The following is a 25,004-nucleotide window of genomic DNA, read 5'->3' as shown; positions in this document are numbered from 1 at the left end:
GCCGCGGCTCAGAAGCCCGGCGGCTCGGTGTAGACGCCCCACTCGTCGCGCAGGACGCCGCAGATCTCGCCGAGGGTCGCCTCGGCCCGGACGGCCTCCAGCATCGGTTCGATCATGTTGCCGCCGTCGCGGGCCGCCCGCAGCATCGCGTCCAGCGCGGCGCGGACCCGGTCGTCCTCCCGGGCGGCCTTGCGTCCGGCCAGCACCCGGACCTGCTCCCGCTCGACCTCGTGGCTGACCCGCAGGATCTCCAGGTCACCGGTGACCGAGGGGGTGTGGCAGTTGACGCCGACGACCTTCTTGTCGCCCTTCTCCAGGGCCTGCTGGTACCGGAAGGCGGACTCGGCGATCTCGCCGGTGAACCAGCCGTCCTCGATGCCGCGCAGGATGCCGGAGGTCACGGGGCCGATGGGGTGCTCGCCGTTCGGCACGGCCCGCCGTCCCCGCTCCTTGATCTGCTCGAAGATCTTCTCGGCGTCGGCCTCGATGCGGTCGGTCAGCGCCTCGATGTACCAGGAGCCGCCCAGCGGGTCGGCGACTCCTGCGACGCCGGTCTCCTCCATCAGCACCTGCTGGGTGCGCAGCGCGATCTCCGCGGCCTGCTCGGACGGCAGGGCGAGGGTCTCGTCCAGCGCGTTGGTGTGCAGCGAGTTGGTGCCGCCGAGCACCGCGGCCAGCGCCTCGACGGCGGTGCGGACCACGTTGTTGTACGGCTGCTGGGCGGTGAGCGACACACCGGCGGTCTGGGTGTGGAAGCGCAGCCACTGCGCCTTCTCGGAGGTGGCGCCGTAGACGTCGCGCATCCAGCGGGCCCAGATGCGGCGCGCGGCGCGGAACTTGGCGATCTCCTCGAAGAAGTCGAGGTGCGCGTCGAAGAAGAAGGACAGCCCGGGGGCGAAGGCGTTGACGTCCAGACCGCGGCTGAGGCCCAGCTCCACGTAGCCGAAGCCGTCGGCGAGGGTGTACGCGAGCTCCTGCGCGGCCGTCGCCCCGGCCTCGCGGATGTGGTAGCCGGAGACGGAGAGCGGCTTGTACGCGGGGATGCCCTGCGCGCAGTGCTCCATCAGGTCGCCGATGAGGTGCAGGTGCGGCTCGGGCCGGAAGAGCCACTCCTTCTGCGCGATGTACTCCTTGAAGATGTCCGTCTGGAGGGTGCCGTTCAGGACGCCGGGGTCGACGCCCTGGCGCTCTGCGGCCACCAGGTACATGCAGAAGACGGGCACCGCCGGGCCGCTGATCGTCATCGACGTGGTGACGTCGCCCAGCGGGATGTCCTTGAAGAGGACCTCCATGTCGGCGGCGGAGTCGATGGCGACTCCGCAGTGGCCGACCTCGCCCAGCGAGCGGGGGTCGTCGGAGTCGCGGCCCATGAGCGTCGGCATGTCGAAGGCGACGGACAGGCCGCCACCGCCGTTGGCCAGGATCATCTTGTAGCGCTCGTTGGTCTGCTCGGCGTTGCCGAAGCCGGCGAACTGGCGGATGGTCCAGGTCCGGCCGCGGTAGCCGGTGGCGTGCAGGCCCCGGGTGAAGGGGTACTCGCCGGGCCAGCCGATCCGCTCGAAGCCGGGCACCTCCGAGCCCTCCGGCGGCCCGTAGACAGGCTCGACGGGGTCCCCCGAGAGCGTGGTGAAGTCCGCGTCCCGCTTGCGGGCTGCGTCGTACCGGGCCTGCCAGCGGCTGCGGCCCTCTTCGATGGCGTCGGCGTCCATACCCCCGAATTTACTAGGACGTCCTAGTAATTGTCGATGGGAAACCGCCCGCACTCCGGTGCGGGCGGTCGTCTCAGGCCTGCGCTGCCGCCGGGGTACCGCCGCTGACCAGCGGTTCCACCTCCTGGGTGACCTTGCGCTCGACGAAGAACGCGGCCCCGGGAATGGTGCCGGAGAGGAGGACCCAGAGCAGCTTGCCGAACCCCCACTTGGCCTTGGAACCCAGATCGAAGGCGAAGACCAGGTAGATGATGTAGAGGACGCCGTGGACCTGGGAGACCACGAATGTGATGTCCGCACCCGTGCCGAAGCCGTACTTGAAGATCATGCAGGTGCACAGCACGAGCAGCATCACGGCGGTGACGTAGGCCATGACCCGGTAGCGGGTCAGCACGCTCTTCTTCATGGCCCGAGCGTAACCGGAGGTTCCGGGCGGTCTTCGGCCGCCCTCCCGCTCCCCGAGGCACCCCGGCGCCGCTGTGCGCAGCCCGGGCCCGGCAGGCCCTACTGCTCCTCGAAGTCCGCCGCGGCCACCCGCAGCGGGCGCAGCATGGCGAAGATCTCCGAGCACTCCTCGTCGTCGTACACGCCCAGCCCGAAGTCCATGTCCATCAGATCGCGGGTGGCCGCCTGGACGACGTCCCGGCCCTTCGCGGTGATCGAGGCGAGGGTGCCGCGCCCGTCGTTCGGGTTGGGGCGCTTGTCGACCAGTCCGGACTTCACCAGGCGGTCCACGGTGTTCGTCACCGACGTCGGGTGCACCATCAGCCGCTCACCGATCTTCGACATCGGCAGCTCGCCCGCCTTGCTGAAGGTCAGCAGCACCAGTGCCTCGTACCGCGCGAAGGTGAGGCCGTACGGCTTGACCACGGCGTCGACCTGCGCAAGCAGGATCTGGTGGGCCCGCATGATCGAGGTGATGGCCGCCATCGACGGCACGGACCCCCATCGCTGCTTCCAGAGTTCATCGGCGCGGGCGATGGGGTCGAAGGGCAGGCTGAGGGGCTTCGGCACGCCACCGACCTTAGCGGTCGGCCATATGGCGGTCAGCCCCGTCTCAGCCCTCGGGCCGGGGGACGGGCACCGCGCCCCACCCCCGCCGGCTGCCGCACGGCTGAACCGCCGGCCGGAGGGCCATCGGCCGGACATCCGAACGCCTCCCCCCATCGCCGCGCACACCCGACGGCCACCCCCGGCCGTCACCCGTTCGGCCCGTTCGGGAGGGGGCCGATGCATGAGCGGCACCCCGCTGGGTAAATGCGGCCCGACCATACCGTTTCGGACTGAGCCGAAAGTTCGGTCCGGAGGGAGGGCGCCCCGTGCCGTTCCATCTCCGCTTCGACTCCGAGGACCGGCCGCACTGCCGGTTCGCCCTGTCCCCGCTCTGGGAACTCCAGGAGGCGGTGCGCACCCTCGGAACCCCGTACCGCCACGGCGCCCACCTCCCGTGGCTGCGCCGGCTGCGGGACGGCGCCGCCGGCCTCGACCTCCGTCCGCTCCGGCTGCTGACGCCCGAGCGCGGCCGCGGCCCGGACTTCCTCTGCCCCCCGCCGGGCGGCCCGGCCACCACGATCGAGGACGAGCTGGACCGGGTGCGCGGCACCGCCCCGGAGCGGGTCCGCGCGGAGCTGCTCCGGGCCCTGGCCGCCACACCGGGCGCGGCCGACACCCGGCACGGCCGCGCCCTGCTCGCCGACCCGGCCCGCGCGGCCGCGGACCTCGCGGCCCTGCTGGAACTGGCCTGGAAGGTCCTGATCGCTCCGCACTGGCCCCGGCTGCGCGCCCTGCTGGAGGCCGACATCGCCTTCCACGCCGGGCGGCTGGCCGACGGCGGGCCCGAACGGCTCTTCGCCGAGCTGCACCCCCGCCTCTCCTGGTCGGAGACGACCCTCACCGTGCGGTCCCGGCACGGCGGCCCGCCGGAGCACACGCTCGACGGCGACGAGCTGCTGCTGATGCCGAGCGCCTTCGTCCGGCCGGACGTGGTGTGCGACGTGGGCCCGTCCTGGCCGGCCACCGTGGCCTACCCGGCGCGCGGCGCCGCCGGGCTGTGGTCCGAGCCGGACGGCGCCACCCCCGACGCACTCGCCACCCTGCTGGGCCGGGGCCGCGCCACCGTGCTCACCGCCCTCGCCGAGCCGGCGACGACGACGGGGCTCGCCCAGCGGCTGGGACTCGCGCCGTCCTCGGTCTCCGCGCACCTCTCGGCGCTGCGCGACGCGGGCCTGCTGACCTCCAACCGCTACGGCCACCAGGTGCTGTACGAACGCACGCCGCTCGGGATCGCGCTGGCGTCCGAAGCGGCGTGAGAACACCGGCACCGGCGGCACCGGGCCGGACCACGGCCTCCTCGGCCGGGGCAGGCGCCGTCAGGCCGACAGGTGCCGCTCCACCGTCTCGACCTTCGAGGTGAGCCCGTCGGTGACCCCCGGGCGGATGTCGGCCTTCAACACGAGCGAGACCCGCGGGGCCCGCGCCTCGACGGCGGCGACCGCGCGGCGGACGACGTCCATGACCTCGTCCCACTCACCCTCGACCGAGGTGAACATGGCGTCCGTGCGGTGGGGCAGCCGAGACTCGCGGACCACCCGTACGGCGTCGGCGACGTACTCCCCCACGTCCTCGCCGACCCCCAGCGGAGTGACCGAGAAGGCGACGATCATGTGTTGACAATGCCCTCGCGGCGGGCACGGTTCGCGATCACTTCGGCCTCGACCTCGCGCTTGAGCTTCCGGTCCGCGACGAAGCCGCCGGCCGGCAGCACCGACAGCACGAAGTAGAGGGCCACGGTCTTCGCCGGCCACCTGGTCTTGCTCCGCGCGTCGAGCAGGAAGACCAGGTAGAGGATGAAGAGAATGCCGTGGACCGCGCCCATGACCGGCACCCCGTTGAACTCGGTGGTGCGCTTGAGCACAGAGCAGACGAGCAGCAGCAGGAAGGACACCGCCTCGGGGACGGAGACCAGACGCAGTCGGCGCATGGCGGTGGCGGTATGGATGTCCACGGGAACCTCTTCCGAGTGGCGGGCGGGCACGGCTTGTGAACACTTGCACAAGCGAAGGCCCATTGTGCCAGCCGCCGGGACCCGGGCCGCCCCCCGGGTCCGGTCCGAGCCGATGGCCCTGTTCGGACCCGCTTCGGGCGGATACCTTCATCCCCGTGGCTCAGTTCCGACTCCAAGGCAGCAAGGTGCTCGCCGTCGACATGACCGGTGACGCCGTGAAGGCGAAGAACGGCGCGATGGTCGCCTACGACGGCCGGATGGCGTTCAAGAAGATGTCCGGCGGCGGTGAGGGCATCCGCGGCATGGTGACCCGCCGGCTCACCGGCGAACAGATGGAGGTCATGAAGGTGTCGGGGCACGGCACCTGCTACTTCGCGGACCGCGCGAGCGAGATCAACCTGGTGTCGCTGCGCGGCGAGACGCTCCACGTCGAGGCCGGCAATCTGCTGTGCACGGACTCGTCCCTGCGCACCGGCACCTCGTTCACCGGGGTACGCGGCGCCTCCCAGGGCAACGGCCTGTTCACCACGACCGTCGAGGGCACCGGCCAGGCGGCGATCCTCTCCGACGGCCCAGCGGTGGTGCTGCGGGTGAGCGACCGGTATCCGCTCCAGGTGGACCCGGGCGCGTACGTGGCGCACACCGGGAATCTGCAGCAGCACTTCCAGTCGGGCGTCACCTTCCGGACGTTCCTCGGGGAGGGCTCGGGCGAGGCGTTCCAGATCCGCTTCGAGGGCGAGGGACTGGTCTACGTCCAGCCCAGCGAGCGGAACACCCTCGGCGGTGAGGTGTGAGCGCGAACCGGACGGCTGCCGGACACCCGGCCGCGCCACCGCCGGCCGTGCCGCGTCCGGCCGGCGGGCACTCGTCCGCCGCCGCACCGGAGCACCGGACCCGCCGGACGCACAGCGAGAGGGGGGCCTGATGCCCTTTCAGGAGATCAATTCCAAGATGGTCGAGGCCCGTGTCCGGCCCGGCGAGCGGATGTTCAGCCAGCGCGGCGCGATGCTCGCCTACCGGGGCGAGGTGACCTTCACGCCCAATACGCAGGGCGGCCAGGGCGGTCTGACCTCGATGATCGGGCGGCGGATCGCCGACGAGGCGGCGCCGCTGATGACCGTCGAGGGCAGCGGCACCGTGATGTTCGGCCACGGCGGCCACCACATCCAGGTGATCGAGCTCGCCGGCGACACCCTGTACGTCGAGGCGGACCGGCTGCTCGCCTTCGACGGCACCCTGGAGCAGGGCACGATGTTCATGGGCTCGCAGGGCGGGGTGATGGGCATGGTGCGCGGCCAGGTGACGGGCCAGGGCCTGTTCACCACCACCCTCAAGGGGCACGGCTCGGTGGCGGTGATGGCCCACGGCGGCGTGATCGAGCTTCCCATCACCCCGGACCGCCCCGTGCACGTCGACCCCCAGGCGTACGTCGCGCACCACGGGGACGTGCGGAACAAGCTGTCCACCGCGCTCGGCTGGCGCGACATGGTGGGGCGCGGCTCGGGCGAGGCGTTCCAGCTGGAGCTCTCCGGCAGCGGCGCGGTGTACGTACAGGCCTCCGAGGAGAAGTTGTGACCGATCCGGTCGTCCACGACCCGCACACCCTGCCGGTCAACGACAACGTCAATGCCTACACCTTCTGTGTCGACCTGAAGGGGCAGTGGTTCGTCCAGAAGGGGAAGATGATCGCCTACTACGGGCGGATCGACTTCGAGGGCGTCGGCCACGGCCGTCTCGACCGGCTGGTCGCGGGCAGTTTCCACTCCCCGCTGCACGCCTCGGACTGGGTGGTCGCCGAGGGACAGGGCAAGATGCTCCTCGCCGACCGGGCCTTCGACGTCAACTCCTACGACCTCGAGGACGGCAACCTCACCATCCGCGCCGGCAACCTGCTGGCCTTCCAGCCGGGGCTGTCCCTCAAGCAGTCGATCGTCCCGGGCTTTCTCACCCTGATCGGCACCGGCACGTTCGTCGCCGCGTCGAACGGCCCGGTGGTCTTCGTGGAGCCGCCGATCCGGGTCGACCCGCAGGCCCTGGTGGGCTGGGCCGACTGCCCCTCTCCCTGCCACCACTACGACCACGGCTACCTGCGCGGGGTCATGGGCGGCCTGCGCGCGCTGACCGGCATCGGAGGCTCCTCGGGCGAGGAGCACCAATTCGAGTTCGTGGGGGCGGGACAGGTGCTGCTCCAGTCCACCGAGCTGCTGATGCCCGAGCAGAACACCGGTCTGGTGCCGCATCAGGAGGGCGTGCCGGGCGGCGGCCACTCCGGCGGTCACGGCGGCACCCCCGCCGGCGCCCCCGGCCTGCCCCAGCTGCCGGGTTCACTGGGGGGCCTCCAGCGTCGCTTCGGGCTGTGAGCGGTAGTCTGCGGAGTGTAACGTCGAACGCCTGCACACACGGGCGGGCGTCCTGGGGGAACGGACGCCACACACCAAAAATGGTCCGTATTTCAACTTTTGTAGGTAGAATCATTCTATGGAGACCGAGACGGCCACCCTCTGGCTCAGCGACGACGAACAGCGCGCCTGGCGTACCCACCTGGACGTCAACAAGCTGCTGATGCACCAGCTCGAAAAGGATCTGCAGCCGTTCGGCCTGACCAACAACGACTACGAGATTCTGGTCAACCTCTCCGAATCGCCGGAGCTGCGGATGCGGATGAGCGATCTCGCCGCCGCCACGCTCCAGTCCAAAAGCAGACTCTCCCACCAGATCACCCGGATGGAGAACGCGGGGCTGGTCCGCCGCGAGCACTGCGAGTCCGACCGGCGCGGCCTCTACGCCTGCCTGACGGACGAGGGCTCGGACACGATGCGGAGGGTCGCCCCGCACCATGTCGCCTCGGTGCGGCGGCACTTCATCGACCTGCTCCCGGCGGCCGAACTGGAGGCGCTCAGGGAGTCCCTGGCCCCGGTGGCCGACCACCTCCGCGACCAGCGCAGCCGCAGCTAGGGGCAGTCGTTCGGGATTCGGCCCGATCCACAGCCCCCGGGGCCCGGAGCCGCACGGCGGCCGTCCCGCACCTCCCGGCTCAGCCGGCGGGCAGGCGCAGCTCGAAGAGGGCGCCTCCCGCCGCCGACCGGCGGACCGTCAGGGTGCCGCCGTGGCGTTCCGCGACATCCCGGGCGATGGCCAGACCGAGGCCGGCACCGCCGTCGTCCCGGCTCCGGGCGTCGTCCAGGCGGACGAACCGCTCGAAGATCCGCTCCCGCTGCTCCTCGGGCACACCGCTGCCGTCGTCCGCGACGCCGAGCACCGCCCAGCCGCCCTCGGTCCGCAGCGAGACGGTCACCTCCGTCGCCGCGTGCCGCCGGCCGTTGTCCAGGAGATTGCCCAGCACCCGCGCCAACTGGCTCCGGGAACCGGCCACGTCGAGGGGTGATTCCACCGCCTCGGCCCGCAGCCGCACCGGTCCTCCACCGCGCTGGGACAGCTCCTCGCGCACCAGGGCGGCCAGCTCCACCGTGCCGCCCTCCCGGGGCCGCTCCCCCGCGTCGAGCCGGGCGAGCAGCAGCAGGTCGGCGGCGAGCTGCTGGAGCCGTACGGTGTCCTCCACCGCGCCCTCGACGTCCAGCAGCTCCGGGTGGGCGACCCCCACCTCCAGCTGGGTCCGCAGGCTGGCGATCGGGCTGCGCAGCTCGTGCGAGGCGTCGGCGACGAAGCGCCGCTGCCGCTCCACCGACGTCTCCAGGGCGGCCAGCGTCTCGTTGGTGGTCCGGGCCAGCCGGGCGACCTCGTCCCGGGAGTCCGGTTCCGGCACGCGCCGGGACAGGTCGGTCGAGGCCGTGATGGCGGCCATCTCGCCGCGGATGCCCTCGACCGGGCGCAGCGCCCGCCGGGTGACCAGCCAGGTGACCCCGGCCACCACGAGCAGCAGCGGCGGCAGTCCGATCAGCATGGCCATGCGCACCTCGCCGACCGCCCCGTGCTCGGTGGCGAGCGGTGAGCCCGCGTGGACGGTCACGGTGTCCCCGCGCGGCGTTGTGGCCTCGACGGAGGCGAAGCGGTACTCCTGCTTCTCGCCCTCCACGGTCGCGGTGCCGCCGCGGGTCTCCCCCTCGTCCGAGGAGACCTCACCGCTGCGCGGGGCGTCCTCCTCGTCCTCGTCCCCGTCGTCGTCCTCCCCTCCCGCAGGGCGGGAGGCCGCGCCGCCCGGCTTCACCTCGGCGGTGCCGGTGCCGGTGACGGCCTGGAGGTCCTCACTGGCCGCCCGCAGCACCCCGTCCTCGGAGACCACCTGCACGGGGTGCTCGTCCCCGTCGGGCAGGTCCAGCCGGCCGTACGGCACTCCGGTCGCCACCTGCCCGGCGACCTCCCGCGCCGCGACCTGCGACTGGAGGTCCGCCTGGTCGCGCAGATTGCCGCTCAGCACCATCAGCACGGCGACACCCGCGGCGATCAGAGCCGCCGCGACCACGGCCGTCGCCCCCAGCGCCGCCCGGGCCCGTACGGTGCCGAAGACCCTACGCACGGTCGCCCACCAGCCGGTATCCGGCCCCGCGCACGGTGCCGATGGTCTTCGCGCCGAGCTTCCGCCGTAGCGCGCTGATGTAGACCTCGACGATGTTCGGGTCGCCGTCGTAGGCGAAGTCCCAGACGTGCTCCAGGATCTCGGACTTGGAGACGACCTCGCCGGCGCGCAGCGCCAGTTGCTCCAGCACCGCGAACTCCTTGGCGGTCAGCGTCGCCTCCGCGCCGTCGACCGTGACCCGGCGGGCGGCGGTGTCGACGCTCAGCCCGCCCACGGTCAGCACCGGCGAGGCGGTCCGCCCGCGCCGCCGCAGCAGGGCCCGGACCCGGGCGACCAGCACCACGTACGAGAACGGCTTGGTCAGGTAGTCGTCGGCACCGGTGTCGAGGCCCTCGGCCTCGTCGTACTCGCCGTCCTTGGCGGTCAGCATCAAAATCGGCACGTCGTCCCCGGCGGCCCGCAGCGCCCCGCACACCCGGTAGCCGTTCATCCCCGGCAGCATGATGTCGAGGACGATCAGGTCGTACGAGCCCTCGCTCGCCCGGTGCAGGCCCTCGGTCCCGTCGTGCACCACATCGACGGCGAACCCTTCCGCCGTCAGGCCCTTGGCCAGCGACAGCGCGAGGCGCCGCTCGTCCTCCACGATCAACAAACGCATGCGCCCAGCTTCCCAAAGCCCACCTGAAGAGAGCTTCAGGAGGCTTCAGCCCCGCTTCAGCATCACTTCGGCACGGTGGTCCACATCGCAACCGACTGCGATACCGAACCACAGCGGGAGGAACACATGAAGCGCAACATCGTCATCGCCACCGTCGCCGCGGCGACGCTGATCGGCGGCACCGTCTCGGCCTTCGCCGTCCCCGGCAACGACGCGGCTGCGCAGACCCCCACCGGCGCCACGTCCACGAACGTCCGCGACGCGGACGACCGGGACATGGACGACCGGGACGCGGACGACCGCGACACCGACGACGCCCGTGAGGCCCGCGCCGCCACGACGGACGCGGCACAGGCCGTGGCCAAGGCACTGAAGGCCCAGCCGGGCACGGTCGCCTCGGCCGAGCTGGACGACGACACCGCGAAGAGCGTCGTCTGGGACGTGGACGTCCTCGGCGACGACGGCACCTGGCACGAGCTGAAGCTGGACGCCGGCAACGGCCGCGTGCTCGGCAACCACACCGAGCAGGAGGACGACAACGGCGAGGCCGTGAAGAACGCGAAGACCGACGCCCGCGAAGCCGTCGCAGCCGCCCAGAAGGCCGCCCCCGGCAAGGTCACCTCGGTCGAGTTCGACGACGGCGCCTGGGAGGTCGAGCTTCAGAACAAGCACGGCCAGGGCCAAGACGTCCGCGTCGACCAGAACACCGCCAAGGCCACCGTCACCGCCGACCACGACGACGACTCGGACGACGACCAGGACTCCGACGACGACTGACGGCCCCGCGTCGACCGAACCCACCGGACGGGGGAGCCCGATGACCGCTCCCCCGCCCGGTAACGGGCAACGGCCGCCCGGCGGGCAGACCACACACCCGCCCAAGGTCCGGGGCCGCGTCACCACTCCCCGCCCGTGCAACGGGACGACCGAGGTCACATGACCGCACCTCTGCCCGCGAACGGGGCAGGCGGCCGAGCGGGCATGACCACACCTCCGCCCAAGGACCGGGAAAGTCGCCCACCGGCGGGAGGGGGCCGGGGTCGCAGGGGTGTGGGGTCCTGGAAGCTGCCGTGTATTTGTGGGCCGCCAGGCCCGTAAATATACGTTCCAGGACCCCACACCCCGGAGTGCCCCGGCCCCCGTCACCACGCACCTGCGCAGGGCGCACCCACCACCACCGCACAACGCTCAACGCACCCGCACGCCGTATCCCGCACGAACCCGCCCCCAACACCGGAGCCCCCGAGGACCACCTCGGGGGCTCCACCACGTACCAGGGGGCACCGAACCGCGCCCGCCGAGTCAGCTTCCCGAGCCCTCCGTCAGCCCCGCCACCAACTCGTCCGCAGCCGCGTAGGGATCGAGTTCCCCGGCCACGATCCGCTCCGCGAGCGCCCCGAGCCGCCGGTCCCCGTGCAGGTCGTAGATGCGTTCCCGCAGCCGGGTGACGGCGATCGTCTCGACCTCGCCCGCCGCCCGCCGCGCCCGCCGCTCGGAGAGCACTCCGTGCTCCTCCATCCAGGCCCGGTGCTTCTCCAGCGCCTCGACGACCTCGTCGATGCCCTCGCCCCGCGCCGCGACGGTCTTCACGATCGGGGGACGCCAGTCGCCCGCGGCCCGCGCCTCACCCAGTCCCAGCATGTGGTTGAGCTCGCGCGCGGTCGCGTCGGCCCCGTCCCGGTCGGCCTTGTTGACCACGTAGACGTCACCGATCTCCAGGATTCCGGCCTTCGCCGCCTGGATCCCGTCCCCCATCCCGGGGGCCAGGAGGACCACGCTGGTGTCGGCCTGGGAGGCGATCTCGACCTCCGACTGCCCCACACCCACGGTCTCCACCAGCACCACGTCGCAGCCCGCGGCATCGAGCACCCGGATCGCCTGCGGCGCGGCCCAGGCGAGTCCGCCGAGGTGGCCGCGGGTGGCCATGGACCGGATGTAGACCCCGGGGTCGGACGCGTGATCGCTCATCCGCACCCGGTCGCCCAGCAGCGCACCGCCGGAGAACGGCGAGGAGGGGTCGACGGCGAGCACCCCGACCCGCTTGCCGATCCGCCGGTACGCGGAGACGAGCGCCGAGGTGGAGGTCGACTTGCCGACTCCGGGGGAGCCGGTCAGCCCGACGACGTACGCCGCGCCCGTCAGCGGGGCGAGCGCCGCCATCACCTCGCGGAGCTGCGGCGACGCCCCCTCGACCAACGAGATCAGCCGGGCCACGGCCCGGGGGCGCCCCTGGCGTGCCTGCTCGACCAGGGTGGGGACGTCAACCACTGTTCCGCTCCTCGCGCTCGCCCGAGCCGTCGCACCGACCGCGGGCCTCTGCCGTTCCGCGACCGGCTTCCTGCCGTTCCGCGCCGGCCCCATACCGTCCGCGGTGCCCGCTCACCGTCCGCGGCCCGCGGACCCGGGACCGCCTTCGACCGTTGCGGCCGGATCCTTCCGGACCACACCCGGAACCCTCCGGGCCCGCCCGGATCCTTCCGGACCGCGGCCCGGACCCGTCCGTTCCGCGGACGCGGACCACTTCGTGCCGTCCCGCGGACTACTTCGTCCCGTTCCGCGGCACCCGGATGATCAGGGCGTCACCCTGGCCACCGCCGCCGCAGAGCGCCGCGGCACCCGTTCCGCCGCCCCGCCGCTTGAGCTCCAGCGCCAGGTGCAGCACGATCCGCGCACCGGACATGCCGATCGGGTGGCCCAGGGCAATGGCGCCACCGTTGACGTTCACCTTTTCGGAGGAAACTCCCAGGTCCTTCATTGACTGGACCGCCACCGCGGCAAACGCCTCGTTGATCTCGATCAGATCAAGATCCCCGACGGTCAGCCCGTCCTTGCCCAGGGCGTGTTCGATCGCATTCGACGGCTGCGACTGCAGCGAGTTGTCCGGACCGGCCACATTCCCGTGAGCGCCGATTTCGGCGATCCACTCCAGGCCCAGTTCCTCGGCCTTGGCCTTGCTCATCACCACAACGGCGGCCGCACCGTCGGAAATCTGCGAGGCGCTTCCCGCGGTGATCGTCCCGTCCTTGGCGAACGCGGGCCGCAGCTTTCCGAGCGATTCGGCGGTGGTCTCCGCCCGGATACCCTCGTCCTTGGCGAAGATCACCGGGTCGCCCTTGCGCTGCGGAATCTCCACCGGGGTGATCTCGGCCTCGAACAGGCCGTTCTTCTGCGCCGCGGCGGCCCGCTGGTGGGACTGGGCCGCGATCTCGTCCTGCTCCGGACGGTTGATGCCCAGCCGGGTGTTGTGCTTCTCGGTGGACTCGCCCATCGCGACGTTCTCGAAGGCGTCGGTCAGCCCGTCGTGCGCCATGGCGTCGAGCATCTCCACCGCGCCGTACTTGTAGCCCTCACGGGACTTCGGCAGCAGGTGGGGGGCGTTGGTCATCGACTCCTGGCCGCCCGCGACCACGACGTCGAACTCGCCCGCGCGGATCAGCTGGTCGGCCAGCGCGATGGCGTCCAGACCGGACAGACAGACCTTGTTGACCGTCAGCGCGGGCACGTTCATCGGGATTCCGGCCTTGACCGCCGCCTGCCGGGCGGGGATCTGGCCAGCTCCGGCCTGGAGCACCTGGCCCATGATCACGTACTGGACCTGGTCGCCGCCGATGCCCGCCCGGTCCAGCGCGGCCTTGATGGCGAAGCCGCCGAGGTCGGCTCCGGAGAAGCTGCGCAGGGATCCGAGCAGACGCCCCATGGGCGTACGGGCGCCTGCGACGATCACAGAGGTGGTGCCGGTCGTACCAGTCATGGTGCGGCCCCTTCGGGGGAAGGAAGTTAACGAGGGTTTTCGTCAATGTACTGAGCGGTACGCGCCTGGTCACCGGTCAGCAGGTGTGATCGCGCGCACGTTGCGTAACCACATGAACGGGCGGTGCACTGGAGCCATGCTGACGCGAATCGACCACATCGGGATCGCCTGCTTCGACCTCGACAAGACTGTTGAGTTCTACCGTGCCACGTACGGCTTCGAGGTGTTCCACACCGAGGTCAACGAGGAACAGGGCGTGCGCGAGGCCATGCTGAAGATCAACGAAACCTCGGACGGCGGTGCCTCCTACCTCCAGCTCCTGGAACCGGTCCGGGAGGACTCCACGGTCGCCAAGTGGCTGGCCAAGAACGGCGAGGGCGTGCACCACATCGCCTTCGGCACCGCGGACGTGGACGCCGACGCCGCGGACATCCGCGGCAAGGGCGTCCGGGTGCTCTACGACGAGCCGCGCACCGGCTCCATGGGCTCCCGGATCACGTTCCTGCACCCCAAGGACTGCCACGGTGTTCTGACCGAACTCGTCACCGCCAACCCCGCCTCCGCCGACGACCACTGACCTCTTCGTCCCCCGGCCGGTAGAGTGGCCGCTCGGCCGGGGTTCGGGTTGGGGGCTGTGACCCATACCTCGCCGACGATCTGACACCATTCTCCGACAGGCACGTACTAGAGCAGCATCAGAGCACGTACCGCGAAGGACAGGGCAGATCGGAGAACGGGCCGGCTCCTGGAAAGGCAGGACGATCGCCGGTGTCGACGCGACCAGGGGACGGATGGGACCGCGCAGTGCGGGGCTACGACCGCTACGAGGCTGACGACCACCTCTCGAAGTTCGAGGCCGAGATGGAGCGGCTGAAGACCGAGCGGGAGAAGGCCGTCCAGCACGCCGACGACCTCGGCTACCAGGTCGAGGTGTTGCGCGCCAAGCTGCACGAGGCGCGCCGCAACCTCGCGACCCGTCCTGCCTACGACACCGGGGACATCGGTTATCAGGCGGAGCAGATGCTCCGTAATGCCCAGATCCAGGCGGACCAGCTGCGGGCGGACGCCGAGCGCGAGCTGCGCGAGGCCCGGGCCCAGACCCAGCACCTGCTGCAGGACCAGGCCGAGCGCCAGGCCCGGCTGGAGGCCGAGCTGCACGCCGAGGCGGTGGCCCGGCGGCAGCGGCTGGACGAGGAGCTGGCCGAGCGCCGGCAGACCGTCGAGTCGCACGTCAACGAGAACGTCGCCTGGGCCGAGCAGCTGCGGGCCCGTTCCGAGGCCCAGGCCCGCCGGCTCATGGAGGAGTCGCGGGCCGAGTCCGAGCAGGCGCTGGCCGCCGCCCGGGCCGAGGCCCACCGCCTGGCCGAGCAGGCCCGGGAGCGGCTGGTCTCGGAGTCCGAGGCGGCCCGCAGCGAGGCGGAGAGCATCCTGCGCCGGGCGCGGACCGACGCCGAACGGCTGCTCAACGCCGCGTCGACGCAGGCCCAGGAGGCCACCGACCACGCGGAGCAGCTGCGCACCTCCACCACCACGGAGTCGGACGAGGCGCGCCGCCAGGCGACCGAGCTGACCCGGACCGCCGAGCAGCGGATGAAGGAGGCCGAGGAGGCGCTGCGCGAGGCGCGGGCCGAGGCCGACCGGGTCCGCGAGGAGGCGTCCGCCGCCGCGGCGAAGCGGCTGAGCACCGCCGAGTCGGAGAACGAGCAGCGCACCCGGACCGCCAAGGCGCAGATCGCCCGGCTGGTGGGCGAGGCCACCAAGGAGGCCGAGGCGCTCAAGGCCGAGGCCGAGCAACTGCGCACCGACGCACAGGCGGACGCCGACCGGGTCCTCGCCGAGGCCCAGGAGACCGCCCGCACCAGCGCCGCCGAGGACTCCGCGGCGCAGCTCGCCAAGGCCGCCCGCAGCGCGGAGGAGGTGCTGACCAAGGCGTCGGAGGACGCCAAGGACACCACCCGGGCCGCGACCGAGGAGGCCGACCGGATCCGCCGCGAGGCGGAGGCCGAGGCCGACCGGCTGCGCGCCGAGGCGCACGACAGCGCGGAGCAGCTCAAGGGCGCGGCGAAGGACGACACCAAGGAGTACCGCGCCAAGGCCGTCGAACTGCAGGAGGAGGCCCGCCGGCTGCGCGGCGAGGCCGAACAGCTCCGGTCGGAGGCGGTCGCCGAGGGCGAGCGGATCCGCAGCGAGGCCCGGCGCGAGGCGGTCCAGCAGATCGAGGAGGCGGCCAGCACCGCCGAGGGGCTGCTCGCCAAGTCCAAGGAGGACGCCGAGCAGCTCCGGACCAGCGCCGGCAGCGAGAGCGAGCGGGTGCGCACCGAGGCGATCGAGCGCGCCACGACGCTGCGCCGGCAGGCCGAGGACGCCCTGGAGCGGGCCCGTGCCGAGGCCGAGGAGCTGCGCTCGGAGGCCGCGGCGCAGACCCTGAAGACCTCGGAGGAGGCGGCCGAGGAGGCGCGGCAGCTGCGCGAGGAGGCCGAGCAGGCCGCCCGCGACCGGCGGGCCGAGGCCGAGGAGGAGCTGACCCGGCTGCACACCGCGGCCGAGGAGCGGGTCACCGAGGCCGAGGAGGCGCTGCGGGAGGCCCGTACGGAGGCCGAGCGGCTGCGGAAGGAGGCCGCCGAGGAGACCGAGCGGCTGCGCGCCGAGGCCGCCGAGCGGCAGCGGACGCTCCAGCAGCAGGCCGAGACCGAGGCGGAGCGGCTGCGCACCGAGGCCGCCGCGGACGCCTCGAATTCCCGTGCCGAGGGCGAGGCGCTGGCCGTACGGCTGCGCAGCGAGGCCGCGGCCGAGGCCGAGGAGCTGCGGGCGCAGGCCCTGGAGACCGCGGACCGGATGCGGGCGGAGGCCGCCGCGGCGGCCGAACGTACCGGCGCCGAGGCCGCGGAGGCGCTGGCCGCCGCCCAGGAGGAGGCGTCCCGCCGCCGGCGCGAGGCCGAGACGATGCTGGGCGACGCCCGCGAGGAGGCGCACCAGGAGCGGTCGGCCGCGCGCGAGCAGAGCGAGGAGCTGCTGGCCACGGCCCGCCACCGGGTCGAGGAGGCGCAGGCCGAGGCGCAGCGTCTGGTCGAGGAGGCGGAGCGGCGGTCCGCGGAGCTGGTGTCCGCTGCCGAGCAGACCGCGCAGCAGGTGCGGGACTCCGTCGCGGGGCTGCACGAGCAGGCCGAGGAGGAGATCGCCGGGCTGCGGTCGGCGGCCGAGCACGCGGCGGAGCGCACCCGGACGGAGGCGCAGGAGGAGGCCGACCGGGTCCGTTCCGACGCCTACGCGGAGCGGGAGCGGGCGTCCGAGGACGCGCAGCGGACCCGGCGCGAGGCGCAGGGCGAGGCGGAGGCCGCCAAGTCGCTGGCGGAGCGGACGGTTTCGGAGGCGATCGAGGAGTCCGACCGGCTGCGGTCGGCGGCCCGCGAGGAGGCCAACCAGAAGCGCTCCGAAGCCGCCGAGCAGGCCGACCGACTCGTCACGGAGGCCACGGCCGAGGCCGAGCGCACGGTCGGCGAGGCCACCGAGGAGGCCCAGCGGCTGCGCACCGAGGCCGCCCAGGGGCTGGAGTCGGCCCAGCAGGAGTCCACGCGCACGCTGGACGAGGCCCGTTCGGAGGCGGACCGGCGCCGCGGCGAGGCCGCGGAGCAGGCCGACCGTCTGATGACGGAGGCCGCGAACGAGGCGGAGCGCCTGCGCAACGAGGCGGCCGCCACGGTCGGTTCGGCGCAGGAGCACGCGCAGGTCACCCGGGCGGAGGCCGACCGGATCAAGGCCGACGCCGAGGCGGCGGCCGAGCGGATGCGCCAGGAGGCCCAGGAGGAGTCGGACCGGCTGCTGGACGAGGCCCGGCAGGCGGCGGGCAAGCGCCGCGGCGAGGCCGCCGAGCAGGCGGACCAGCTCATGGCCAAGGCCCAGGAGGAGGCCGTGCGCACCGCCGCGGCCGCCGAGGAGCAGGCCGACACGATGGTGGGCGCCGCCCGCACGGAGGCGGACCGGCTCGTCGCGGAGGCGACGAACGAGGCCCATGCCCGGGTGGAGAAGTCCCGTACGGACGCCGACACCCTGCTCGGCGAGGCCCGCCGGGACGCCACCGCGACCCGGGAGCGCGCCGAGGAGCTGCGGACCCGGGTCGAGGCCGAGATGGAGGAGCTGCACGACCGGGCCCGGCGGGAGTCGGCGGAGGCCCTGAAGTCCGCGGGCGAGCGGGTGGACAAGCTCGTCAAGGCGGCCGACGACCAGCTGACGGAGGCCGGGGAGAAGGCCAAGTCGATGGTCTCGGACGCGACGAGCGAGGCGAGCAAGGTCCGGATCGCCGCGGTGAAGAAGGCGGAGGGGCTGCTCAAGGAGGCCGAGCAGAAGAAGGCGGCGATCCTGCGGGAGGCGGACCAGCTGCGCACCGAGGCCTCGGAGGAGGCCGAGCGGATGCTCGACGAGGGGAAGCGCGAGCTCGAAGTGCTGGTGCGGCGCCGCGAGGACATCAATGCGGAGATCTCCCGTGTCCAGGACGTGCTGGAGGCGTTGGAATCATTTGAGACACCGGGCGGCAACAAGGAGAACGGCGTCAAGGCGGCTGCCGGAGCGGGCGCTTCGCGTTCGGGTGGCAAGCAGTCCGAGGGGTGAGCCACCCGAAAGAGGGGTCATTCTCCAGATCAAACCTGCGTTGACTCGATGACACGCCGCTTGCGCCCCTAGGATTCCACCTATCACCTCACCGGTCTCTTTCGACAGGAACCTCATGAGCGACACTTCCTCCCCCTTCGGCTTCGAGCTCGTGCGGCGTGGATACGACCGCGGGCAGGTGGACGACCGCATCACGAAGCTCGTCGCCGACCGTGACAGTGCACTCTCCCGTATCACCTCTCTGGAAAAGCGCATCGAGGAGCTGCATCTCGAGACGCAGAATGCCCAGGCCCAGGTCAACGACGCGGAGCCGTCGTACGCCGGTCTCGGCGCCCGGGTGGAGAAGATCCTCCGGCTCGCCGAGGAAGAGGCGAAGGACCTGCGCGAGGAGGCCCGTCGGGCCGCCGAGCAGCACCGGGAGCTGGCGGAGTCCTCCGCGCAGCAGGTGCGCAACGACGCCGAGACGTTCGCCGCCGAGCGCAAGGCGAAGGCCGAGGACGACGGTGCCCGGATCGTCGACAAGGCGAAGGGCGAGGCGGCGTCCCTGCGGTCCGAGGCGCAGAAGGACGCGCAGTCCAAGCGCGAGGAGGCGGACACCCTCTTCGAGGAGACCCGGGCCAAGGCCGCGCAGGCGGCGGCCGACTTCGAGACCAACCTCGCCAAGCGCCGCGAGCAGTCCGAGCGCGACCTGGCGTCCCGTCAGGCCAAGGCGGAGAAGCGTCTCGCCGAGATCGAGCACCGGGCCGAGCAGCTGCGCCTGGAGGCGGAGAAGCTGCGGACGGACGCGGAGCGCCGGGCCCGCCAGACGGTGGAGACCGCCCAGCGCCAGGCCGAGGACATCGTGGCGGACGCCAACGCCAAGGCCGACCGGGTCCGCAGCGAGTCGGAGCGGGAGCTGGCGGCGCTCACCAACCGCCGCGACAGCATCAACGCGCAGCTGACCAACGTCCGCGAGATGCTCGCGACGCTGACCGGTGCGGCGGTCGCCGCGGCCGGCAGCCCCGACGAGGAGACGGTCACGCACGGGGTTCCCGCCCAGCAGACCCGCTGAGGCCCTGCGCCGGGCCCCCGGTCCGGCGAGGTACGTGCGCGGCGCCCTCCGCCCCTCTCCGGTGGCGGGGGGCGCCGTGCTGTGCCTAGCGTGTGGAAATGATCGAGCTCGAAGGGCTGACGAAGCGGTACGGCGACACGCTGGCCGTCGACCGGCTGACCTTCACGGTGCGGCCGGGGGTCGTCACCGGCTTCCTGGGGCCGAACGGATCCGGCAAGTCCACCACCATGCGGATGGTGCTCGGTCTGGATCACCCCACCGCCGGCGACGTCCGGATCGACGGCCGGCGCTATGCGGAGCTGCGTGACCCGCTGACGGACATCGGCGCCCTGCTCGACGCGGGGGCGGTGCACGGCGGCCGCAGCGCGTACCACCATCTGCTCGCGCTGGCGCAGAGCAACGGGATTCCCTCCCGCCGGGTCGACGAGGTGCTGGACACCGTGGGTCTGGCGGCGGTGGCCCGGAAGCGCGCCAAGGGCTTCTCGCTCGGGATGGGCCAGCGGCTGGGCATCGCCGGGGCGCTGCTCGGGGACCCGCGGATCCTGATGTTCGACGAGCCGGTCAACGGGCTCGACCCCGAAGGCATCCACTGGATCCGGAATGTGATGAAGCGGCTGGCGGCGGAGGGCCGGACGGTCTTCGTCTCCAGCCACCTGATGAGCGAGATGGCCCTCACCGCCGACCATCTGGTCGTCATCGGCCAGGGCCGGCTGCTCGCCGACACCTCCATGGCGGACTTCATCACCGATCACTCCCGCTCGTTCGTCCGGCTGCGGAGCCCCGAACCGGAACGGCTGCGGGACGTCCTCCACACGGCCGGGCTGACCCCGGTGGACGGGGTGGACGGGGCGCTGGAGGTGGACGGCACGGACGCGGCCGCGGTGGGCGAGCTGGCGGCCCGCGACGGGCTGGTGCTGCACGAGCTGAGTCCGCAGCACGCCTCCCTGGAGGAGGCCTTCATGCGGCTGACCGCGGGGTCGGTGGAGTACCACGCGCACGGCGAGGGCGAAGTGACCGGCCCGGGGGCCGGGGCCGGGGACGCGGGGCCGCCGGTGCCCGTCGGGCAGCGGGCCGCGTGGGGCGCCGACTGGCGCGGGGCGGGCCGTGACGGACGGAAGAGAGGCTGAGCGATGGCGGTGTCGCAGGTGCTCCGGTCGGAGTGGACCAAGCTCCGGTCGGTACGGTCCACGGCGTGGACGCTGAGCCTGGCCTTCGTGGTGACGCTGGCCCTGGGCGCGCTGATCAGCATCGTGGCGAACGCGAGCTTCGGCGATCTGTCGGCGGAGGAACAGCTCACCTTCGACCCGACGTTCCTCAGCTTCGCGGGCATGGGCATCGGTCAGCTCGCGATGATCGTCTTCGGGGTGCTGGTGGTCTCCAGCGAGTACAGCAGCGGCATGATCCGTACCTCGCTGGCCGCCGTGCCCCGGCGCGGCACCTTTCTGCTCTCCAAGGTCGCCGTGGCCTCGGCCCTCGCGCTCGTCGTGGGCATGGTGACCAGCTTCGGCGCCTTCGCCCTCGGCCAGACCCTGCTGGGCGAGCACCGGGCCGCGCTCGGCGACCCCGGGGTGCTGCGGGCGGTGTTCGGCGGCGGGCTCTACATGGGGCTCATCGCGATGTTCTCGATGGGGATCGCCGCCGTGCTGCGCAGCCCGCTGCTCTCGCTGGGCATCCTGATGCCGTTCTTCTTCCTGGTCTCGAACATCCTGGGCAATGTGGACGCCACCCGCGAGATCGGCCAGTACCTCCCGGACCAGGCCGGGAACGCCGTCATGCAGGTGGTTCCCCAGCCGGGCGACAGTCCGCCGTACGGGCCGTGGGGCGGGCTGGCCATCATGGTCGTCTGGGTCGCGGCGGCGCTGGTCGGCGGCGCTCTGGTGATGCGCAGCCGCGACGCCTGAGACGCGTCCGCGCGGCCGGGGCGTCTCCGTCGCCCCCGGACCCGCGCGGGGAGAGGGGCACCGGGTGGCGGACCGGCGTCTGGCGGCCCTGGGGTTCGCCGAGGTCCCGGCCGAGCGGCCGCTGAGCTACCCCGGCCGTCCGGTCACCGGGCCGTACCTGCTCACCGGGGCGGAGCTGCTGCCGCTCGCCGTCCGGCAGAGCCGGCCGGGCGCCTGGCCGGTGGCGGGCACCGGCGGCCCGGGTCGCCCGCTGGACGAGGTGCTGGCCGCGCTGGGCCGGCCCGGAGTCGGCCGGCGGCACCCGGTGATCGCGGTCGGCTCCAACGCCTCCCCCGCACAGCTCGCCCACAAGCTCACCGGCCGCGGGGTGTCCGCGGTCGTGCCGATGGTGCCGGTCCGGGTGGCCGGGGTCGCCGTGGGCTGCTCCGGGCACATCAGCCGCTCCGGCTGCGTGGCCCGGGCCCCCTACCCGGCCGGGCCGGCGGACGCCGCGGCCGTCTCCGTGCTGAGCTGGCTGGATACGGAGCAGCTCGCCGCGGTGGACGACTCGGAGGCCGTGAACTACCGGCGGGTGACGCTGCCCGGCGACCGCTTCACGATCACCCTGCCGTCGGGGGAACGGCCGGCCGCCGCCGGACTGTACGTCAGCCGGCACGGTGTGCTGGCCGGCCCGGACGGCGGGCCGCGCCCCGTCACGCAGGACCAGGCCGCACTGCTCACCGCGCTGCTCGCCGCCTCGCCCCGGCTGAGGGCGCTGCTGGGGCCCGATGCGCTCAGCTGGGTGCGCCGGGCGGGCGCCGACCCGGAGCTGCGCCGGCGGGCCCCCCGGCTCTTCGCCGAGGAGGGCCTGCTGCTGCCGCCGGCCGACTTCGGGCCGTACCCGGCCCGGGGCGCCGGACGCCACCGTCACCACCTGCCGCTCCACGACGATCCGCCGCTCCACGACGATCTGCCGCTCTACGGTGATCTGCCGCCGCTCGGCGGGACGCTGCCCGGCTGATCAACAGGGGTTTTCCGGCGGCCAGGGCACGTGCCGGCCCCACCGCGGACCGTGGGCGGACGGCACCGGTCCGGGCCCGTCCGGTGCTCCGCGCGATTGGACGGGAACCGTCAAGCTGTCGTTATCCTCCTAACTCTTACGGGGGCTCTCTGCAGACGTTCGTGTCCCCGACCCATCCGGCGAGGGGCGGATAATGATCGAGGCAGTCGGCCTGACGAAGCGCTACGGCGCCAAGACGGCCGTGTACAACCTGTCGTTCCAGGTGCGGCCGGGGACGGTGACCGGCTTCCTGGGGCCGAACGGGTCCGGCAAGTCCACCACCATGCGCATGATCCTGGGGCTGGACCGGCCGACGAGCGGCCAGGTGACGATCGGCGGGCATCCCTACCGCAAGCTGCCGAACGCCCCGCGCCAGGTGGGTGCGCTGCTCGACGCCAAGGCCGTGCACGGCGGCCGCAGCGCCCGCAGCCATCTGCTGTGCCTGGCGCAGCTGTCGGGCATCCCGGCCTCCCGGGTCGACGAGGTGCTGGGCCTGGTCGGCCTGCACGAGGTGGCGAAGAAGCGGTCCAAGGGGTTCTCCCTGGGCATGGGCCAGCGGCTCGGCATCGCCGCGGCGCTGCTCGGCGACCCGCAGGTGCTGCTCTTCGACGAGCCGGTCAACGGCCTCGACCCGGAGGGCATCCTCTGGGTGCGCAACCTGATGAAGAAGCTGGCGGCCGAGGGCCGGACGGTCTTCGTCTCCAGCCACCTGATGAGCGAGATGGCCCTCACCGCCGAGCACCTGATCGTGATCGGGCGCGGCCAGTTGCTCGCCGACATGAGCGTGAAGGACTTCATCTCGGCCAACTCGGCCGACTTCGCCCGGGTCCGCACCCCCGAGGGCGACCAGGCGCAGCGGGAGAAGCTGACGGCGGCGCTCGGCGAGGCGGGCGGCCGGATCCAGCCGGAGCCGGACGGCGCGCTGCGGGTGAGCGGGATTCCGCTGCCGCGGATCAGCGACCTGGCCCACGAGGCGGACGTCCGGCTGTGGGAGCTGTCGCCGCACCAGGCGTCGCTGGAGGAGGCGTACATGCAGATGACGCAGGGCGCCGTGGACTACCGCTCCACCCTCGACCAGCCCGCCGGAGTCCCGGGCCAGGCGGGAATACCGGGTCAGCCGGGAATGCCGGGTCAGGCCGGCCCCGGGTACGCGCCGCCGGGACAGCCCGCGCCGGGTTACGCACCGCCGGGACAGCCGGGCCCGGGCGGTCCGGTGCCGGCCGGCGGCTACGCCCCGCCGCCCGGTGGCTTCGCGCCGCCGCAGCAGGCCGGCCCGTACGGCGCCGCCCCCGGGCAGCCGAACCCGTACGCGCAGCCGCAGCCGGCCGCGCAGCCCGCCCCCACCGCTCCCCCGGCGGCGCCGCAGGCGCCGGCCGGCGCCCCCGACATGACGAAGCGTGACAGCGAGGACGGCCGATGAGCACCCCGTACCAGCAGCAGGGCACGGCGCCGACGGACGGACCGGGCGGTCCGGTGCCCCCGGCGTGGCAGGGCCACGCTCCGGCCCCGCACCAGGGGCCCGCCGGTCAGCCGCCGGCTCCGCAGTTCGCCGCCGGCGGGCCCGGGGGCTACGCCTCGCCGATTCCGGTGCGCGGCACCCACTTCTTCCACGCGCTGGCCTCGGAGTGGACCAAGATCCGGACGGTGCGCTCCACCATGTGGACGCTCGGCATCATGTTCCTGATCGTGGTGGGCGTCGGAGCGCTGACCGCGGCCGGGCTCGGCTCCTCGGAGCAGGCCCAGACCCCGCTCCTCGCGGGCGGCTTCTTCGGGCTGATGCTCGGCCAGATCTGCATCATCACCCTCGGCGTGCTGGTGGTGACCTCCGAGTTCGGCACCGGCATGATCCGTACGACCATGACCGCCTGCCCCTCACGCGGCCGGGTGCTGGCGGCCAAGGCGACGGTCTTCTTCCTGCTCTCCTTCATCATGACGACGGTGGCCACCGGGCTGACCGCGCTCATCCAGTCGTCCATGCTGGGCGGCCGGGAGCCGTCCGAGTTCGCCGCCCTCCCCAAGGGGTCGGTGGTGGACGGCGTGGTGATCGCCACCGGCAGCGAGTGGCTGGGCGCCACCGTCGGAGCGGGGCTCTACGTGGCGCTGCTCGGCCTGCTGTCGCTCGCCGTCGGCTCGCTGCTGCGGCACTCGGCCGGCGCCATCACCACGATGCTCGGCGTCGTGCTGCTGCCGCTGCTGCTCGCCCTGTTCATGCAGACCGAGAGCCTGAAGACCGTCCAGGAGAAGCTGATCGAGTACTCCCCGCTGAACGGTCTCGCCTCGCTCTACCGCATGCCGATGGGCGGCGGCGACGGCACCGGCTGGGACCTGCTCTGGATCCTCGCGGGCGTCACGGCGGCCGCGCTGGCCGGCGCGTTCGCGATGCTGCACCAGCGCGACGTCTGACCGGTCCGACGGCTGAGCCCCGGACCACCGGGGACGGACGTCAGTACCGCGGAGCCTGACGGGACCGCTGCACCCGCGTGGTGCGGCGGTCCCGTGCGTTCCAGCACGCCCGGTGCCAGTGCCGCCGGTCGTCGACGGGCCGGGCCTGGGCCCAGGCCACCACATGCGGGACGCCCGGCGGGATCTCCTGGTCGCACCCCGGGCAGCGGTAGTGCTTGGCCGCCGCCGCGCCGCCCACCGGGCGCACCACCCAGTCCTCGCCCTGCCAGCTCTCGGTGTTGCCCCAGCCCGCGAGGCCGGGGACCGACCGCTGCGGGCCGGAGCGGTCCCCGTCGGTGTGCGGAGTGGGGCGGTCACCGCCGCGGGGGCGGTTTCGACGCGGAGACACGGGGCACCTCGCGAGCATTCC

General features: G+C 72.8%; 24 protein-coding genes. 14 read left to right on the top strand and 10 right to left on the bottom strand.

All coding sequences use genetic code 11. The features are described 5' to 3' along the window. Positions 1–8: 8 nt before the first annotated feature. From icmA to AC3EQ1_RS15245, 3 genes are all read right to left on the bottom strand, one after another. Positions 9–1,709: a coenzyme B12-dependent isobutyryl-CoA mutase large subunit gene (icmA, locus tag AC3EQ1_RS15255; protein WP_432094840.1), complete on the bottom strand. Its 1,701-nt coding sequence runs from the start codon at positions 1,707–1,709 to the stop codon at positions 9–11. A gap of 73 nt (positions 1,710–1,782) precedes the next feature. After that, a complete protein-coding gene (locus AC3EQ1_RS15250) occupies positions 1,783–2,115 on the bottom strand; it encodes a DUF3817 domain-containing protein (protein WP_432094839.1) in 333 nt (110 codons plus the stop codon). Between the two features lie 98 nt (positions 2,116–2,213). Next, the gene (locus AC3EQ1_RS15245; protein ID WP_432094838.1) at positions 2,214–2,723 is read right to left on the bottom strand and encodes a MarR family winged helix-turn-helix transcriptional regulator; all 510 of its coding nucleotides are present in this window, start codon (positions 2,721–2,723) and stop codon (positions 2,214–2,216) included. A 305-nt stretch (positions 2,724–3,028) separates the two neighbouring features. Here AC3EQ1_RS15245 and AC3EQ1_RS15240 point away from each other — a divergent pair, with 305 nt between their 5' ends. Beyond that, positions 3,029–4,018 (top strand): ArsR/SmtB family transcription factor, encoded by a 990-nt coding sequence (locus AC3EQ1_RS15240; RefSeq protein WP_432094837.1) that lies wholly within the window; start codon positions 3,029–3,031, stop codon positions 4,016–4,018. A gap of 60 nt (positions 4,019–4,078) precedes the next feature. Here AC3EQ1_RS15240 and AC3EQ1_RS15235 read toward each other — a convergent pair whose 3' ends face one another. Then, entirely contained in the window at positions 4,079–4,372 is a 294-nt protein-coding gene (locus AC3EQ1_RS15235; RefSeq protein ID WP_432094836.1) for an MTH1187 family thiamine-binding protein, read from the bottom strand. Further along, positions 4,369–4,713, bottom strand: coding sequence for a DUF3817 domain-containing protein (locus tag AC3EQ1_RS15230; protein ID WP_432094835.1), 345 nt, complete (start codon positions 4,711–4,713; stop codon positions 4,369–4,371). The genes AC3EQ1_RS15235 and AC3EQ1_RS15230 overlap by 4 nt, the downstream gene beginning before the upstream one ends. Positions 4,714–4,868: 155 nt before the next feature. Between AC3EQ1_RS15230 and AC3EQ1_RS15225 the strand changes: the two genes are divergently transcribed. The 4 genes from AC3EQ1_RS15225 to AC3EQ1_RS15210 all read left to right on the top strand — a co-directional run bounded on the left by AC3EQ1_RS15225 (position 4,869) and on the right by AC3EQ1_RS15210 (position 7,668). Further along, complete coding sequence (locus tag AC3EQ1_RS15225) at positions 4,869–5,507, top strand: AIM24 family protein (protein ID WP_432094834.1); 639 nt, start codon at positions 4,869–4,871, stop codon at positions 5,505–5,507. Positions 5,508–5,637: 130 nt separating this feature from the next. Continuing rightward, a complete protein-coding gene (locus tag AC3EQ1_RS15220; RefSeq protein WP_432094833.1) occupies positions 5,638–6,288 on the top strand; it encodes an AIM24 family protein in 651 nt (216 codons plus the stop codon). Then, the gene (locus AC3EQ1_RS15215; protein ID WP_432094832.1) at positions 6,285–7,073 is read left to right on the top strand and encodes an AIM24 family protein; all 789 of its coding nucleotides are present in this window, start codon (positions 6,285–6,287) and stop codon (positions 7,071–7,073) included. Before AC3EQ1_RS15220 ends, AC3EQ1_RS15215 begins: the two co-directional genes overlap by 4 nt. 118 nt (positions 7,074–7,191) lie before the next feature. Beyond that, positions 7,192–7,668: a MarR family winged helix-turn-helix transcriptional regulator gene (locus AC3EQ1_RS15210; RefSeq protein ID WP_432094831.1), complete on the top strand. Its 477-nt coding sequence runs from the start codon at positions 7,192–7,194 to the stop codon at positions 7,666–7,668. A 79-nt stretch (positions 7,669–7,747) separates the two neighbouring features. Here AC3EQ1_RS15210 and AC3EQ1_RS15205 read toward each other — a convergent pair whose 3' ends face one another. After that, positions 7,748–9,187, bottom strand: coding sequence for a sensor histidine kinase (locus AC3EQ1_RS15205; RefSeq protein WP_432094830.1), 1,440 nt, complete (start codon positions 9,185–9,187; stop codon positions 7,748–7,750). Beyond that, a complete protein-coding gene (locus AC3EQ1_RS15200; RefSeq protein WP_432094829.1) occupies positions 9,180–9,845 on the bottom strand; it encodes a response regulator transcription factor in 666 nt (221 codons plus the stop codon). Before AC3EQ1_RS15200 ends, AC3EQ1_RS15205 begins: the two co-directional genes overlap by 8 nt. A 126-nt stretch (positions 9,846–9,971) precedes the next feature. On the opposite strand from AC3EQ1_RS15200, the gene AC3EQ1_RS15195 reads away from it, so the two are divergent. Beyond that, a complete protein-coding gene (locus AC3EQ1_RS15195) occupies positions 9,972–10,622 on the top strand; it encodes a PepSY domain-containing protein (protein WP_432094828.1) in 651 nt (216 codons plus the stop codon). A gap of 525 nt (positions 10,623–11,147) precedes the next feature. Here the strand turns inward: AC3EQ1_RS15195 and meaB are convergent. Further along, positions 11,148–12,113 carry a methylmalonyl Co-A mutase-associated GTPase MeaB gene (meaB, locus tag AC3EQ1_RS15190; protein ID WP_432094827.1) on the bottom strand — a complete coding sequence of 322 codons (966 nt, stop codon included), beginning with the start codon at positions 12,111–12,113 and terminating at the stop codon, positions 11,148–11,150. Between the two features lie 271 nt (positions 12,114–12,384). Further along, positions 12,385–13,596 carry an acetyl-CoA C-acetyltransferase gene (locus tag AC3EQ1_RS15185; protein WP_432094826.1) on the bottom strand — a complete coding sequence of 404 codons (1,212 nt, stop codon included), beginning with the start codon at positions 13,594–13,596 and terminating at the stop codon, positions 12,385–12,387. A gap of 136 nt (positions 13,597–13,732) precedes the next feature. Here AC3EQ1_RS15185 and mce point away from each other — a divergent pair, with 136 nt between their 5' ends. From mce to AC3EQ1_RS15145, 8 genes are all read left to right on the top strand, one after another. Continuing rightward, positions 13,733–14,173 (top strand): methylmalonyl-CoA epimerase, encoded by a 441-nt coding sequence (mce, locus tag AC3EQ1_RS15180; RefSeq protein WP_351509850.1) that lies wholly within the window; start codon positions 13,733–13,735, stop codon positions 14,171–14,173. A gap of 227 nt (positions 14,174–14,400) precedes the next feature. Beyond that, positions 14,401–18,201, top strand: a complete 3,801-nt coding sequence (scy, locus tag AC3EQ1_RS15175; protein ID WP_432094850.1) for a polarized growth protein Scy — start codon at positions 14,401–14,403, stop codon at positions 18,199–18,201. Positions 18,202–18,316: 115 nt separating this feature from the next. Continuing rightward, positions 18,317–19,252 carry a coiled-coil domain-containing protein gene (locus AC3EQ1_RS15170; RefSeq protein ID WP_432094825.1) on the top strand — a complete coding sequence of 312 codons (936 nt, stop codon included), beginning with the start codon at positions 18,317–18,319 and terminating at the stop codon, positions 19,250–19,252. A gap of 98 nt (positions 19,253–19,350) precedes the next feature. Further along, on the top strand, positions 19,351–20,379 hold the full coding sequence (locus AC3EQ1_RS15165) for an ATP-binding cassette domain-containing protein (protein WP_432094824.1): 1,029 nt from the start codon (positions 19,351–19,353) through the stop codon (positions 20,377–20,379). 3 nt (positions 20,380–20,382) lie between these two features. Continuing rightward, entirely contained in the window at positions 20,383–21,153 is a 771-nt protein-coding gene (locus tag AC3EQ1_RS15160; RefSeq protein ID WP_432094823.1) for an ABC transporter permease, read from the top strand. A 64-nt stretch (positions 21,154–21,217) separates the two neighbouring features. Then, entirely contained in the window at positions 21,218–22,153 is a 936-nt protein-coding gene (locus AC3EQ1_RS15155; protein ID WP_432094822.1) for a hypothetical protein, read from the top strand. Between the two features lie 193 nt (positions 22,154–22,346). Beyond that, the gene (locus tag AC3EQ1_RS15150) at positions 22,347–23,612 is read left to right on the top strand and encodes an ABC transporter ATP-binding protein (protein ID WP_432094821.1); all 1,266 of its coding nucleotides are present in this window, start codon (positions 22,347–22,349) and stop codon (positions 23,610–23,612) included. Next, complete coding sequence (locus tag AC3EQ1_RS15145) at positions 23,609–24,595, top strand: ABC transporter permease (RefSeq protein WP_432094820.1); 987 nt, start codon at positions 23,609–23,611, stop codon at positions 24,593–24,595. Before AC3EQ1_RS15150 ends, AC3EQ1_RS15145 begins: the two co-directional genes overlap by 4 nt. Positions 24,596–24,635: 40 nt before the next feature. Here AC3EQ1_RS15145 and AC3EQ1_RS15140 read toward each other — a convergent pair whose 3' ends face one another. Then, a complete protein-coding gene (locus AC3EQ1_RS15140) occupies positions 24,636–24,983 on the bottom strand; it encodes an ATP/GTP-binding protein (RefSeq protein WP_432094819.1) in 348 nt (115 codons plus the stop codon). Positions 24,984–25,004 lie beyond the last annotated feature (21 nt).

Source organism: Streptomyces sp. bgisy100 (genome assembly GCF_057709105.1).
Note: the sequence above shows the minus strand (reverse complement) of the source record. Positions and strands in the feature narration are given on the sequence as shown.

Excerpts from the sequence above, each read along its gene's own strand:
- icmA (WP_432094840.1), bottom strand. The coding sequence starts at position 1,709 with ATGGACGCCGACGCCATCGAAGAGGGCCGCAGCCGCTGGCAGGCCCGG.
- AC3EQ1_RS15250 (WP_432094839.1), bottom strand. The coding sequence starts at position 2,115 with ATGAAGAAGAGCGTGCTGACCCGCTACCGGGTCATGGCCTACGTCACC.
- AC3EQ1_RS15235 (WP_432094836.1), bottom strand. The coding sequence starts at position 4,372 with ATGATCGTCGCCTTCTCGGTCACTCCGCTGGGGGTCGGCGAGGACGTG.
- AC3EQ1_RS15220 (WP_432094833.1), top strand. The coding sequence starts at position 5,638 with ATGCCCTTTCAGGAGATCAATTCCAAGATGGTCGAGGCCCGTGTCCGG.
- AC3EQ1_RS15210 (WP_432094831.1), top strand. The coding sequence starts at position 7,192 with ATGGAGACCGAGACGGCCACCCTCTGGCTCAGCGACGACGAACAGCGC.
- AC3EQ1_RS15200 (WP_432094829.1), bottom strand. The coding sequence starts at position 9,845 with ATGCGTTTGTTGATCGTGGAGGACGAGCGGCGCCTCGCGCTGTCGCTG.
- AC3EQ1_RS15195 (WP_432094828.1), top strand. The coding sequence starts at position 9,972 with ATGAAGCGCAACATCGTCATCGCCACCGTCGCCGCGGCGACGCTGATC.
- AC3EQ1_RS15185 (WP_432094826.1), bottom strand. The coding sequence starts at position 13,596 with ATGACTGGTACGACCGGCACCACCTCTGTGATCGTCGCAGGCGCCCGT.
- mce (WP_351509850.1), top strand. The coding sequence starts at position 13,733 with ATGCTGACGCGAATCGACCACATCGGGATCGCCTGCTTCGACCTCGAC.
- AC3EQ1_RS15170 (WP_432094825.1), top strand. The coding sequence starts at position 18,317 with ATGAGCGACACTTCCTCCCCCTTCGGCTTCGAGCTCGTGCGGCGTGGA.
- AC3EQ1_RS15165 (WP_432094824.1), top strand. The coding sequence starts at position 19,351 with ATGATCGAGCTCGAAGGGCTGACGAAGCGGTACGGCGACACGCTGGCC.
- AC3EQ1_RS15160 (WP_432094823.1), top strand. The coding sequence starts at position 20,383 with ATGGCGGTGTCGCAGGTGCTCCGGTCGGAGTGGACCAAGCTCCGGTCG.
- AC3EQ1_RS15150 (WP_432094821.1), top strand. The coding sequence starts at position 22,347 with ATGATCGAGGCAGTCGGCCTGACGAAGCGCTACGGCGCCAAGACGGCC.
- AC3EQ1_RS15145 (WP_432094820.1), top strand. The coding sequence starts at position 23,609 with ATGAGCACCCCGTACCAGCAGCAGGGCACGGCGCCGACGGACGGACCG.